This window comes from Bradyrhizobium sp. S69, assembly GCF_009766005.1.
Lineage (GTDB): Bacteria > Pseudomonadota > Alphaproteobacteria > Rhizobiales > Xanthobacteraceae > Bradyrhizobium.
In genome coordinates, this window is sequence record NZ_LMUK01000053.1 from 49711 (window position 1) to 63143 (window position 13433).

A 13433-nucleotide genomic window follows, 5' to 3' on the forward strand; every position below is an offset into this window, starting at 1 on the left:
ACGCTTGTTTTGCGACAGGCTTGACGCAAGATACGATAGGGTCATCTCTCGGGTTTCAAGTCTTGAGGCGCCCGGATGGTAGTCAAGAGGTTCTATTGAGCGTCCTCCCCGGCTTGCGGATCGGAATTCGTGGCGCCATTTCAGGGCTCGTTCTGGCGTCGATCGCCATCAGCGCCCTCGGCGTCCATCTGCTGTGGTGGAGGACCGCGGAGCGAACCAGCCGGACGCTCGCCAACACCATCAACGAACAGATCGTCTCCGCCGTCGGTGACGAATTGCAGTCGATCACGACAGAGGCGCTATCGGCGCGAACCGCGGTGCGCACCCTGTTCCAGCAAGGCGTGCTCGACACCTCCGAGGCGAACAAGCGCAAATTCGTCTTCCTGTCGCAACTTTTGGCGCAGCCTACCATTTCGTCGGTCGCGTTCGGCTGGCCGGACGGCTCGTTCTCGGCTGCGCACAAACTCGGCGATACCGCCATCGAGCTGCAGGAAATCGCCGGCGATCATTCAAAGATGCAGATCGACCGCTATGAGTTCTTCAAAGGCGATCCGCAGTTCAACAGCCGCCGCTCCGAGGACACGCATTATTCCGTGCTCGATCAGCCATGGTTTCGCGACTCGATAAAATCCGACAACCCGAGTTGGCTCACCCTGAACACGCATCCCGATGGTGAACGGCCCGCGGTCGCGTTTGCCGGGCCGATCGATGTCAACGACAAACGCGTCGGCGTGCTCTCGATCGTGATCGAGCTCACGCGCGTTTCGCGCTTTCTGTCACAGCTCACGGTCGGAAACTCGGCGGGCGCCTTCATCCTCGATCGCAACGGCGGCGCCATCGCCTCACCCGATACCGAAGCCGATGAAGTGACCGCGCTGAAGACCGAGGATCCATTGTTTCCGGCAGCGGTGAGCGCGATCCGGCAGGCCGGCAGCAATTATAATCCCGACGACGGCCAAGCCTATCCTGTAAGGGTCACGGTCGATGACAAGATCTATCAGGCCGTGCTGACGCCGATCTCGTTTCCCGGCTGGTCGCTGGTAACGGTCGTTCCCGAGTCGGAATTTCTAGGGCCGGTACAGATGACGATCCGGCGGCTGCTGATCGGTCTTGCGGGCCTGGTGCTGGTTGCCGGACTGTTTTCGGTCTGGTTCGCCCAACGCCTGATCGCGGCTCCCCTGATCAAGGTGGTCAACGAGATCAAGCATGTCGAGCGTTTCGACCTCGACAAGGTCGAGCGGCATCCCTCGCGGCTGACTGAAATCGAAAACCTGTCCGGGGCGATCGGCGATATGGCGCAGGGGCTCGTCGCATTTCGGAAATATATTCCGGCCGATCTGGTCAAGCGGCTGATCAGCGAAGGCAACAAGGCCACCCTCGGCGGCGCGGTCCGTCCGATGAGCGTGATGTTCGTCGATATGGCCGGCTTTACCGGAATGTCGGAACGGCTCGGCGATCGCATCATTCCGCAATTGTCGCGTTACTTCGACGCGGTATCGACCGAAGTCCAGGCCTATGCCGGCACCATCGACAAATTCATCGGCGATGCTGTGATGGCGTTCTGGGGCGCGCCGGCGCCAAACGCCGATCACGCCGTCGATTGCTGCCGGGCCGCGCTGGCCTGTCAACGCGCCGTGCGTGATTCCGGGCTCGCCGACGACGCCGGCAACCCGATCCGGATTCGCATCGGCATCAACTCCGGCGACATGCTGGTCGGCAATATCGGCTCGGAAGTCCGGCTCAATTATACCGTGATCGGCGATGCCGTGAATATCGCGAGCCGGCTGGAAAGCGCCAACAAGATCTATGGCTCGGTGATCATCATCGGGCCGGAGACGCGCCGGCTGGCGGGTGATCACATCGCCGTTCGCGAACTTGACCGGCTCGCCGTCTACGGCCGCGCCGGCGGCCTTCAAATCTACGAGTTGCTGGCGATGACCGGCGAAACCGCCACGCCCTCGCGTTGGGTCGGCCTGTATGAATCCGGCCTCGCCTGCTATCGGGCGCGGGATTTTGCCGCCGCGATGCAGCATTTCGAGGGCGCCATCGCCGATCGGAGCCAAGATCAGCCATCCTCGATCATGATCGAGCGCTGCAAGCGGCAGTTGGAACTGCCGGCCGGTGATGATTGGAATGACACCATGATTGCGCAAACCAAATAAGGCGGCAAAAAGTGAGGCCGCAAAAAGCCTGGTCCGATCTCACGGCTCTCACCGCATCGGGCGAATGAGACGCGGCAAAATTCCCGAACACGGAATTTGGCACGAACCGGCTTGTGCAGGAGAGTGTTGCCGCAACCGCCGGTGAACCCTATGCTGAAAAAAATTCAGCGAGGAACCGCATGATCACGCCGCTCGATCCCGTCATCGCCGAGATCATTCCGAAGCTGCCGCTGCGTGATCCCACCACGATGACCCCGGAGAGCGCGCGCGATGCGCTGCGGGCGCTGGCTGCGGCGCGCGCCGCCGTTCCGCCGCCACCGGTCGGCGACATCAAGAATATCACCGTCGCCGGCACCCTTGCCGTGCGGGTGTATCGGAACACGCAAGATCAAACGCCAACCGTGGTGTTCTTCCACGGCGGCGGCTGGGTCGCCGGCGATCTTGAAACCCATGACCGGCAGGCGCGCCTGCTCGCCAACGAGACCGGCGCGGTCGTGGTCTCCGTCGACTACCGGCGTCCGCCGGAAACCCGCTTCCCGGGCGCGTTCGAAGATGCGTTCGCGGCCACCAAGGACATCATCAAGCGCATCGACGAGTTCGGCGGCGACGTCAGGCGCGTCGGCGTCGCCGGCGATAGCGCGGGTGGCAATCTGGCGGCCGCCGTCGCCATCGCCTGCCGCGACGAGGGCATCGCGCTCGCCGGTCAATTGCTGGTCTATCCGGTGATCGACGCCGCCGGCAATTATGCCGACCCCACAGAGAACGCGCGTTATCCCTCACGCAGCGAAAACGCCGAGGGTTACTTCCTGTCGCGCGCGGTGATGGAATGGTTCGCCGGGCATTATCTGGAAGACACACGTCACGGCACCGACTGGCGCGCGTCGCCGTTGCGCGCCAAAAACCTTTCCGGTGTAGCGCCGGCGATCGTCGCGACCGCGTGGTTCGATCCGCTGCGCGACGAAGGCAAGGCCTATGCCGAGGCGCTGAAGGCCGCAGGTGTCGCCACCACCTATTACGACGGCCCCGGCCTGATCCATGGCTATTTCGGCCTCGGCGAGGCATCGGAGGCAGCGAGGAAAGAAGCGCAACGCGCGCGCGCCGATTTCAAGGCTTTGCTCGAGCGCGGGACATAGCAGCAAGCCCCCTTCGCTCCGACAGACCGTCACTGGCAATATCAACCTGGACAAGAAACGATCCAAAGAAACTATCATGGCACCCAGCAGCAACAATCAAGAGCAACGGCAACCGGAGATCGGCGCGGCCTTCGACGCGGTCGTGGTCGGCGCAGGTTTTGCAGGTCTGTACATGCTGCATCGGCTGCGTGGGCTTGGCTTTAATGCGCGGGTCTACGAGGCCGGCGGCGGCGTTGGCGGCACATGGTACTGGAACCGCTATCCCGGTGCGCGCTGCGACGTCGAGAGCATGCAGTATTCGTTCTCGTTTTCCGAAGACCTCGACCAGCAATGGGACTGGTCGGAAAAATACGCGCCGCAGCCCGAAATTCTCAGCTACGCCAATCACGTCGCCGACCGCTTTGGTCTGCGCCCGCACATCGCGTTCGACACCCGCGTGATATCAGCCGGTTTCGACGAGGCAGCAAAATGCTGGCGCATCGAAACCGACCGCGGCGACCAGGTCTCAGCCAAATTCTGCATCATGGCGGTCGGCTGCCTGTCGGCGGCGAACCGTCCAGCCTTTGAGGGCATCGAGGAATTCCGCGGCCCCATCCATCACACCGGCCAATGGCCGCATGAGGGAGTGGACTTCACTGGGCTTCGCGCCGGCGTCATCGGCACCGGCTCCTCGGCGATCCAGTCGATCCCGATCATCGCGCAGCAGGCGTCGTCGCTCACGGTGTTTCAGCGCACGGCGACTTACTCGGTGCCGGCCTGGAACCAAAAACTGACGCCGGAATATCGCCAAACCATCAAGGCCGACTATCCGGCCTTGCGGGCCAAGGCGCGCGCCAGGCCGACCGGCTTCTATTTTCCGTTCAACATGCAGCCCGCGTTGCAAGCCACACCAGAGGAGCGCGAACGGCAATACGAGGAAGCCTGGGAGCGCGGCGGCCTTCCCTTCCTCGGTGCCTTCGGTGACCTGCTGTTCGAGAAGGCCGCCAATGACACCATTGCCGAGTTTGCGCGCGACAAGATCCGCAGGCTCGTCCAGGACCCGGCGACCGCCGAGCTGTTGTGCCCCGACAACGTTTTCGGTTGCAAGCGGCTATGCGTCGATACTGGATACTTCGAGACCTACAATCTTCCCCATGTGAAGCTCGTGGACGTGTCGAAGACGCCGATCGAGCGCTTTACCGCCGATGGCATCGAAGTCGATGGCGTCGAATATCCGCTCGATATCGTGGTCTGCGCGACCGGCTTTGCGGCGATGACCGGATCGTTCGACAGGATCCGGATCACCGGCCGCGACGGCCTGACTCTATCTCAGAAATGGCAGGCCGGCCCCCGCGCCTATCTCGGCGTTGCCTCGGCAGGCTTCCCCAATCTGTTCATGATCACCGGACCCGGTAGCCCGTCGGTGCTCGCCAGCATGATCCAGGCGATCGAACAGCATGTCGACTGGATGGCGGATTGCATGGCGCATCTGCGCGACCTCGGCGCGGCCACGATCGAGCCGAAGCCGCAGGACGAGGACGACTGGGTCGAACACGTCAATGAGGTGTCGAAGGTGTCGCTGCGGTCGACCTGCAGCTCCTGGTATGTCGGCGCCAACATCGCTGGCCGCCCGCGCGTCTTCATGCCCTATATCGGCGGCTTTCCGATCTACGTGCAAAAGTGCAACGAGGTCATGAGCAACGGCTTCGAAGGATTTGCCATCGAAGGTGCGGACGCCGGCAACCAGCCGCCACGGGTGCGGCTGACGGAGCGATGGCGCGTGCCGCTGGATATGGACGTGATTTCGCCGGCCGCGATCGCTGCCCGCCGCGTGCCGGTGGTCTGAGAGGCTTTTGTTTTGACGCGTTTTCTTCACGCGAACCGGTACCCGCGGAGCCTGTCATCGGGCGCGCGTTCGCGCGACCCGTTGGCTCGAAAACGCTCTTAGTCCACCAGGCTGGCCAAAAATACTTCGCGCAAGATGGCGATCGGCGCGCGCGCTTGATCTTCGGTCGTGTAGTTGCCCGCAGTCACCGCCAGCACGAATTCCTGTTCCGGAAAAACGAACAGGCGCTGTCCGCCGAGGCCAAAGGCGCCGATCCACTTGGCGCCATAGGTGCCCGACTTTCCCGACACGGCGAGTTCGCCGAGATACCAATGGTAGCCGTAGCGCCGCCCATCATCCACCATCGCGGCGGGACGAAAGCTGGCATCGAGCCAATCGGCAGGCACAATCGTCCGATCATCCGATTTGCCCCCGGCGACGATCATCTGTCCGATGCGCGCGAGATCGCGCGGCCTCAGCCTGAGGCCCGATGCGGCTGAGGCAACGCCGTCGGCCCCCTTGGTCCAGTCGGCAGCCTCGATCCCCAATGGTCCGAACAAGGCGGTCCTGGCGAATGTGGGGAGATCGACCCCGGTGCCGCGTTCGATCAATCGGCCAAGCAGCGCGGTCGCGCCGCCGTTGTAGATGTAACCCTTGCCGGGCGCCCCCAGCATCGGGCGCTCCAGGACAAAGCGATAGCGATCCGGCGCGCTGTCCATCGCGACTTCATCGGAATGAATCCACGGCAGGTCTTCATTCCATTTGAGGCCAAGCGTCATCGTCAAAGCGTGGAAAATCGTCAGACGCGCTTTGTCGGGGTCCTTGGCGATATCCGAATATTCGGGAAACTGGGCCAGCAAGGGCTGGTCCGGCGCCGGCACGCGCTGCTGGCCGAGCGCGATGCCATAGAGCAACCCGACGATGCTCTTGGTCACCGATCGCATATCGTGCAGCGTATCCGCGGTGAATTCGACGGTGGCGGGTGCGCCTTCGCCGGTTTGATCGGTGCCCGTCATGTAGCGTTCGAACACCACGCGCCCTTTTCGCAAGGCCACGACGGCGTGCACGTTCAGCAATCGTCCGGCGGCTTCGAGCGCCGCGAAACGCGCGGCCAGATCGGGCGCAAATCCCACGCTCTCGGGCGCGGCAAGCTCAAACGAGGTCGCCGCCGCCGCGGTCCGCCGGCCGATGGCGCTGGCCGTCAGAATCGCTCCCGCAGCCTTAAGCGCATCACGCCGGTTCATCAGCAGCCTCACGGATTGTCCATCGGATCGGGAGAACAACCATCGCGCGAGCCGCGGGCTGTGCCAAGGGACATGCCGGGGGACGAGGGCTCAAAATAGCGTGGTCGGCGAAGCAGAACAGAGACCCATCAAAAAAGCCGGCGGTCTTGCGACGCGCCGGCTTTCTGATTCCTAGTGATCGCAGGCTCAGGCCTTGACCAATGGCCCTCGCGAGGCCGGCCCCTTGGGGCCTCCCCCGCCGCCACTATCGGGTCCGCTGGACTTCGGCTTGCGCTTGCGCGCGACCGGAAGCTTCTCCGGCTTCGGCGTGACCGGCCCTTCGACGAACTCGAAGCCGATCTTTTCCGCGCCTTCCGTGCCGGCCTCGTCCTTGACCAGGACGACACGAACATGGCCGCCGCCCTTGAGCTTGCCGAACAGTAACTCGTCCGCCAGCGGCTTCTTGATGTGCTCCTGGATCACGCGCGCCATCGGCCGCGCACCCATTTGCTCGTCGTAACCGTGCCGGACCAGCCACGCCTTGGCGGTGTCCGACAGCTCGATCGTGACATCGCGGTCGGCGAGTTGGGCTTCGAGCTGCAGCACGAACTTCTCGACCACCATGCCGATGACGTCGGCATTGAGATGCGCGAACGAGACGATGGCGTCGAGCCGGTTGCGGAACTCGGGTGCGAACTGCCGGTTGATCGCCTCGTGATCGTCGCCTTCCCGCCTGTTGCGCGTGAAGCCGAACGCCTGGCGTGCCAGATCGGCGGCGCCCGCATTGGTGGTCATGATCAGGATCACGTTGCGGAAATTGACCTGCTTGCCGTTGTGATCGGTGAGCCGGCCATGATCCATGATCTGCAGCAGCACGTTGTAGAGATCCGGATGCGCCTTCTCGATTTCGTCGAGCAGCACCACGCAATGCGGATGCTGGTCCACGCCATCGGTGAGCAGGCCGCCCTGGTCGAAGCCGACATAGCCCGGAGGCGCGCCGATCAGCCGCGACACGGTGTGCCGTTCCATATATTCCGACATGTCGAAGCGGATCAGTTCGACGCCAAGCGAGGCCGCGAGCTGTTTTGCCACCTCGGTCTTGCCGACGCCGGTCGGACCCGAGAACAGATACGAGCCGATCGGCTTTTCCGGTTCGCGCAAGCCGGCCCGCGCCAGCTTGATCGAAGCCGACAGCGCGTCGATCGCCTTGTCCTGGCCGAACACCACGCGCTTGAGCGTCTGTTCGAGATGCTTGAGCACTTCGGCATCGTCCTTCGACACGCTCTTGGGCGGAATCCGCGCCATGGTCGCGATCGTGGTCTCGATTTCCTTGATGCCGATGGTCTTCTTGCGCTTGTTTTCCGCAACCAGCATCTGCGCCGCGCCGGATTCATCGATCACGTCGATCGCCTTGTCCGGCAGCTTGCGGTCATGGATATAACGCGACGACAGCTGCACCGCGGCCTCGATCGCCTCGTTGGTGTATTTCAGCCGGTGATAGTCCTCGAAATAAGGTTTTAGGCCCTTGAGGATCGCAATCGCGTCCTCCACCGTCGGCTCATTGACGTCGATCTTCTGGAACCGGCGCACCAAGGCGCGATCCTTTTCGAAGTGCTGACGGTATTCCTTGTAGGTCGTCGAACCCATGCAGCGGATCGTGCCCGAAGCCAGCGCCGGCTTCAGCAGATTGGACGCATCCATGGCGCCGCCGGAAGTCGCACCGGCGCCGATCACGGTATGGATTTCGTCGATGAACAGGATCGCGTTCGGATGCGCCTCGAGCTCCTTGAGCACCTGCTTCAGCCGCTCCTCGAAGTCGCCGCGGTAACGGGTGCCGGCGAGGAGCGTGCCCATATCGAGCGAGAACACGGTGGCGGCCGCCAGCACTTCCGGTACTTCCGAGTCGACGATGCGCTTGGCGAGGCCCTCGGCGATCGCGGTCTTGCCGACGCCGGCTTCGCCGACGAACAGCGGATTGTTCTTCTGCCGGCGGCACAATACCTGGATCGCCCGGTTGATTTCGGCGTTGCGCCCAATCACCGGATCGATCTTGCCGTCGCGCGCCTTCTTGTTGAGGTTGACGCAATAGGTATCGAGCGCCTCGCCCTTCTTCTTGGCGTCCTCGCTGCCCTTGGTCTCGGTCTCTTCGTCGACGCCGCGCACCGGACGCGCTTCGGACACGCCTGCCCGCTTGGCGATGCCATGGCTGATGTAATTGACCGCGTCGTAGCGGGTCATGTCCTGCTCCTGCAGGAAATAAGCGGCATGGCTCTCGCGCTCGGCGAAGATCGCGATCAGCACGTTGGCGCCGGTCACTTCCTCGCGGCCTGACGACTGAACATGGATCACCGCGCGCTGGATCACGCGCTGAAAGCCGGCGGTCGGCTTGGCGTCATCGGCCCCGTCGGTGACCAGGTTTTCGAACTCGGTTTCGAGATAATTGACAAGACTGGTGCGCAGCTTGTCGAGATCGACGCTGCATGCACGCATCACGGCCGCTGCATCGGAATCGTCGATCAGCGACAGCAGAAGATGTTCCAGCGTCGCATATTGATGATGACGCTCGTTTGCAATCGCGAGCGCGCGATGCAGTGATTGTTCTAGGCTTTGGGAAAAAGTCGGCATTCGCGTCCTCTGTGGCCCCCGGCCATCATGATCGCCGTTGGCCGGTCAGGCAACAACAACCTTCATCACACTTATGGAGTCTATATAGTCACACTGGATCGCGGCGAAAGACCGGTTCCGCGACTGCTTTACGCCAGACGTCACGCTATCCCCAGCCCCGAAGCGTCCCACACAAAACCGACGCCGCGCCCCGTAAAACCACGTACGGCCCGCGCCGTTGCCGTGTTCGATGCAAGACCCGTTCCGGATTTCGGTGAATTGACGCCGGCCAGATTACTTCTTTTCCATTACGCATTGCAGGGGATGCTGGTGCTTGCGGGCAAAGTCCATCACCTGCGTCACCTTGGTCTCGGCGATCTCGTAGGTAAAAACACCGCACTCCCCGATTCCGTGATGATGGACGTGGAGCATGATCTTGGTGGCGGCCTCGATGTCCTTCTGGAAGAATTTCTCCAGGACGTGAACGACAAACTCCATCGGGGTATAATCGTCGTTCAAGATCAGCACCCGATACAGGTTCGGGCGCTTGGTCTTCGGCTTGACCTTGGCGATGACGGACGTAGCCGGGCCGCCGCTGCCACCGGAGCGGTTCTCGTCGTTGCCGGCCATTCGAGGCGCGGAAACAGCGACGGGCGGCGCGGCGTCATTGGGTATCGAGGTCAATCGGGATATGGACGTTAATTGAAGCATGGCACGGGCGTTCGAAATCTCCACGGAAAACCGGACGGCGGCCGGGTGTAGCGCAGAGTTCCCAGACACGCTGCCAGATCGCCGCTCCCCGCCGCACCGACCCGTCCGCAGGATCGATACCGGGAATATGGAGCGCTGGCAGGCCCACCGCAAGCACGCAAATACCAGCCAAACGCGGCTTGCGGCCGCCCTGACCCGGTTCGTCGATCCCGACAAGGTTAATCAATTCCGATGGATTTGACAAAGCCATGCCCATGGCCGTTCAGCAGCTATTGACGATAGCGAGCGGTTGACGGCGCTGATTCGCAGTTCCGCGGCTATTGACCGAGTTTTATCGAGACCGATTTACCACCTGTTTAGTGGCGGCATCCGAGATGGCGGCAGCAACCCGACTCAGGGACGCAACCTCGGTGACAGCCATGTTCGCTAGATTTATTATCCGTCATATTCGCGACGCCGCCCGCCGTTTCGTCGGCGCCAACGACGGCAATATCGCGGTGATCTTTACCCTTGCAGCGATCCCCGTGATCGGCTTCGTGGGCGCGGCGATCGACTACAGCCGGGTCAACAGCGCGCGTTCGTCCATGCAGGCCGCGCTGGACTCGACCGCATTGATGCTGTCGAAAGATATCTCCAGCGGCACCGTTGCCACGACCACCAGCGCGATCCAGCAGGCGGCGCAGGCCTATTTCAAGGCGCTCTACACCAATCCGGACGGCACGCTCGTTCCTAACGCTGCGAACCAAACCGTTGCCGCGACCTACACCGCGAATAACGGCAATATGGGCAACACCGTCCAGCTCACCGCAACCGCGTCGGTCACCACCGACTTCCTGAGGGTGGTCAGCAAGAGTTTGAGCACGATGAACTTCACCGTGAATTCGACCACCGCGTGGGGCAATGTGAAGATGCGCGTCGCGCTCGCGCTCGACAACACGGGGTCAATGGCCGACAACGGCAAGATCACCGCGCTGCGCAATGCGGTCGCCGGAAACGGCGGCCTGATCGACCAGCTCAGCGGGCTCGCCAAGAATCCCGGAGACGTCTATATCTCGGTCATCCCGTTCGCCAAGGTCGTCAATGTCGGCTCCAGCTACGCTGGCGCGACCTGGATCGACTGGACTGACTGGCAGAATCCGCCAACGTCCCAACCGGCCAACGCCGTCGGCAACCCGAACGGCCAGGCGACGCTTCCGAGCAACTGGTCCAGCATCGGGCCGGGCTCGCAATGTCCGTTCTCGAACAGCAATGGTGGGTTTACCTGTACGAGTGGCCCGGTAAATGGCAGCGCGAACTGCATGAGCGGCAGCAACTGCCAGGGCGGCAGCAGGAACGTGGTACCATCGAGCGGCACATATAGCGGCTACATTTGCCCAAGCGTCGACTACAATTCGCACACCCTCTACAACGGATGCTGGAACAGCGTACCAAATACGACGCAGCAGATTTATTGCACGGGTAGATCGAGCAACTGCAACACCGGTATGGGTAACAGCACGGCCACGTGCAGCGGCAGTGGCAATAACGTTTCGTGCACGCAAACCGTCAACACCGGTACCTACACCCACACCTGGGTCGCTAATGCGACCAGTACCTGGACCGGCTGCATCACCGACCGCACGCAAAGCTTTGACGAAACCGGCGATGCGCCGACATCGAATATTGCAGCGACGCTGTTCCCGGCCAACCAGTACTATGAGAACAGCGAGGCCTATTGCCAGAGCAACAACTCACCGGCGCTCGAGCCGATCATGCCGATGTCGTACGATTGGTCGACCATGAAAACCAACATCAACGCCATGCAGCCGACCGGCGGCACCGATCAGTCGGTCGGACTGGCCTGGGCCTGGCAGTCACTGCTGCAAACCGGCCCGATCCCGGCGCCGGCCGAAGACCCCAATGCAACCTACAACAGGGTCATCATTATCCTGTCGGACGGCCTCAATACCGAGGACCGCTGGCCGGCCTACGGCAACGGCAGCACACAGAATACCAACTCGCAAGGCGTTGGCTATATCGACATCCGGCAGGCGCAGCAGTGCCTGAATCTTCGAAACGCCACGGATGCCGCCGGCAAGCCGATGTACACGGTCTACACCATTCAGGTCGACACCAGCTCGCCGCCGGATCCGACCTCGACACTCCTTCAATCCTGCGCCAGTTCCAACGGGAAGGCGGATCCCAGCAAGTTCTTCATGCTGACCAGTTCGAGCCAGATCGCCACGACGTTCACCACGATCGGAACCGCACTGAGCCAGCTCCGGGTCGCCCAATAATTCAAGGCGACGCCGAAACACCCGACACGAAAAAGCCCGGCCATAACGGCCGGGCTTTTGTTTTAGCAACGAGAAGTTTTCAAGCGCCCCGCTCCGATTCGATCGGAACGGAAGGCTCCGGCGCCTGCGATTACTGGGCGGCCGGGGTGAACTTCGAAGCCAGGCCTTCCAGCGGCTTGAAGGTCTGCTTGGCGAGATCGGTATAGAGCCCTGCGATCTTCTGCGACTCGGCCACGAAGGTCTCGTAGGCGGACTTCGCGAACTCGGTCTGCACTTCCAGCACCTTGTCGATCGACTTCACGCCGGACAGCTTTTCGACGTACGATTTGGTGTCTTCAAACGACTTCTTGGTGTAGTCGCCGTAGGCGGTCGCGATCGCCTGAACGCCGCTTTGCAGAGAAGTGCCGTACTGCTGAATCTCTTCGACTTTAATAACCATCATGGAGTCCTTTCCCAGACTGATATTTGACAGATCGGCGGGGAGGTCCCGGCTCCCTGACAACGCAAACATAGTGCGGCGCACAATAAAGTCAACAATATTTGTGCGACGCACAAATCGTTAAGGTTGTCATCAAACCTGCCAACACCGGGCAACGGTTGTTTAACCTTTTGGAAACTTGGGCCCCCTAACCTGATTCTGTTGCTGTTCGCCTTCCCGGCATATCGTCGAAAAGTGTGTGCGTGCAGTTGGTTAGCTAGAACAGCGATCCGATTTGCCATTCCTGCGAAACACCCTGAGCGGATCGGGTGGTCGGACAGGAAAACCGTTGCCGGCCGTTGGGCATAATTTAGCCTCACGAACCGGTGAACAAGACAGAAATGGGACGGGGAAGTTTATGCTTCGTACAACCTTGGCTTCCTCGCGCGCTGTGCGCGTGTGTGCGCTCGGACTGGTCGCCGCCACCGCCGCGATCGCTTTCACCACCAACACCGCCGAGGCGCGCCACTACCGGCATCGCTCACACGTCGCGCGCCACCACCATGAAGAGAGCGAGAGCTACAGCCCGCAGTTCGCCTCGATCATCGTGGACGCCAATTCCGGTGCGACGCTGGCCTCCAACAGCCCCGACGGCGTCCGCCATCCCGCCTCGCTCACCAAGATCATGACGCTCTATCTGCTGTTCGAGCGGCTGGAAGCCGGCAAGATAACGCTCGATACCGAAATGCCGGTGTCGGAGCACGCCTCGGAACAGGATCCCACCAAACTGGACCTGCGCCCCGGCCAAACCATACGGGTCGAAGACGCGATCAAGGGCATCGTCACGAAGTCCGCCAACGACGCGGCGGTCGTCATCGCGGAAGCCATCGGCGGCGATGAAAGCGATTTCGCCAAGATGATGACCCGCAAGGCGCGGGCGCTGGGCATGACCCGGACGACGTACGTCAATGCTTCCGGCCTGCCCGCCGACGAACAGGTGACCACGGCGCGCGATCAGTCCACACTGGGCCGCGCCATCCAGGATCGCTTTCCGCGCTATTATCGCTATTTCGCGACCGAGGCGTTCAATTTCCGCGGCCGT

The 13433-nt window shown here is 62.0% G+C and carries 10 protein-coding genes; 5 read left to right on the forward strand and 5 right to left on the reverse strand.

Annotated features, from left to right (window positions below; genetic code table 11):
* The first annotated feature begins 95 nt into the window (after positions 1-95).
* The 3 genes from GSQ88_RS30435 (at position 96) to GSQ88_RS30445 (ending at position 5120) form a co-directional block, all read left to right on the forward strand.
* On the forward strand, positions 96-2162 hold the full coding sequence (locus GSQ88_RS30435) for an adenylate/guanylate cyclase domain-containing protein (RefSeq protein WP_159011597.1): 2067 nt from the start codon (positions 96-98) through the stop codon (positions 2160-2162).
* A 179-nt stretch (positions 2163-2341) separates the two neighbouring features.
* Entirely contained in the window at positions 2342-3295 is a 954-nt protein-coding gene (locus GSQ88_RS30440; RefSeq protein ID WP_159011599.1) for an alpha/beta hydrolase, read from the forward strand.
* A gap of 76 nt (positions 3296-3371) precedes the next feature.
* Entirely contained in the window at positions 3372-5120 is a 1749-nt protein-coding gene (locus GSQ88_RS30445) for a flavin-containing monooxygenase (RefSeq protein WP_159011601.1), read from the forward strand.
* A 98-nt stretch (positions 5121-5218) separates the two neighbouring features.
* On the opposite strand, the gene GSQ88_RS30450 is transcribed toward GSQ88_RS30445, so the two are convergent.
* The 4 genes from GSQ88_RS30450 to GSQ88_RS35070 form a co-directional block, all read right to left on the reverse strand.
* Positions 5219-6343: a serine hydrolase domain-containing protein gene (locus tag GSQ88_RS30450; RefSeq protein ID WP_159011602.1), complete on the reverse strand. Its 1125-nt coding sequence runs from the start codon at positions 6341-6343 to the stop codon at positions 5219-5221.
* A gap of 186 nt (positions 6344-6529) precedes the next feature.
* The gene (clpA, locus tag GSQ88_RS30455; protein ID WP_159011604.1) at positions 6530-8947 is read right to left on the reverse strand and encodes an ATP-dependent Clp protease ATP-binding subunit ClpA; all 2418 of its coding nucleotides are present in this window, start codon (positions 8945-8947) and stop codon (positions 6530-6532) included.
* A 273-nt stretch (positions 8948-9220) separates the two neighbouring features.
* Entirely contained in the window at positions 9221-9556 is a 336-nt protein-coding gene (clpS, locus tag GSQ88_RS30460) for an ATP-dependent Clp protease adapter ClpS (RefSeq protein ID WP_174248156.1), read from the reverse strand.
* A gap of 34 nt (positions 9557-9590) precedes the next feature.
* The gene (locus GSQ88_RS35070; RefSeq protein ID WP_174248157.1) at positions 9591-9893 is read right to left on the reverse strand and encodes a hypothetical protein; all 303 of its coding nucleotides are present in this window, start codon (positions 9891-9893) and stop codon (positions 9591-9593) included.
* Between the two features lie 163 nt (positions 9894-10056).
* Here GSQ88_RS35070 and GSQ88_RS30465 point away from each other — a divergent pair, with 163 nt between their 5' ends.
* Positions 10057-11913, forward strand: coding sequence for a TadE/TadG family type IV pilus assembly protein (locus tag GSQ88_RS30465; RefSeq protein ID WP_159011605.1), 1857 nt, complete (start codon positions 10057-10059; stop codon positions 11911-11913).
* A gap of 130 nt (positions 11914-12043) precedes the next feature.
* Here the strand turns inward: GSQ88_RS30465 and GSQ88_RS30470 are convergent, their stop codons facing one another.
* On the reverse strand, positions 12044-12352 hold the full coding sequence (locus tag GSQ88_RS30470) for a phasin family protein (protein ID WP_174248161.1): 309 nt from the start codon (positions 12350-12352) through the stop codon (positions 12044-12046).
* Positions 12353-12749: 397 nt separating this feature from the next.
* Here GSQ88_RS30470 and GSQ88_RS30475 point away from each other — a divergent pair.
* The coding region (locus GSQ88_RS30475; protein ID WP_174248158.1) for a D-alanyl-D-alanine carboxypeptidase family protein at positions 12750-13433 on the forward strand (684 nt) is incomplete at its 3' end.

What these genes read in the sequence shown, in the direction of transcription:
- GSQ88_RS30440 (WP_159011599.1), top strand. Translation starts at nt 2,342, where the DNA reads ATGATCACGCCGCTCGATCCCGTCATCGCCGAGATCATTCCGAAGCTG.
- GSQ88_RS30445 (WP_159011601.1), top strand. Translation starts at nt 3,372, where the DNA reads ATGGCACCCAGCAGCAACAATCAAGAGCAACGGCAACCGGAGATCGGC.
- GSQ88_RS30450 (WP_159011602.1), bottom strand. Translation starts at nt 6,343, where the DNA reads ATGAACCGGCGTGATGCGCTTAAGGCTGCGGGAGCGATTCTGACGGCC.
- clpA (WP_159011604.1), bottom strand. Translation starts at nt 8,947, where the DNA reads ATGCCGACTTTTTCCCAAAGCCTAGAACAATCACTGCATCGCGCGCTC.
- clpS (WP_174248156.1), bottom strand. Translation starts at nt 9,556, where the DNA reads ATGGCCGGCAACGACGAGAACCGCTCCGGTGGCAGCGGCGGCCCGGCT.
- GSQ88_RS35070 (WP_174248157.1), bottom strand. Translation starts at nt 9,893, where the DNA reads ATGGGCATGGCTTTGTCAAATCCATCGGAATTGATTAACCTTGTCGGG.
- GSQ88_RS30465 (WP_159011605.1), top strand. Translation starts at nt 10,057, where the DNA reads ATGTTCGCTAGATTTATTATCCGTCATATTCGCGACGCCGCCCGCCGT.
- GSQ88_RS30470 (WP_174248161.1), bottom strand. Translation starts at nt 12,352, where the DNA reads ATGGTTATTAAAGTCGAAGAGATTCAGCAGTACGGCACTTCTCTGCAA.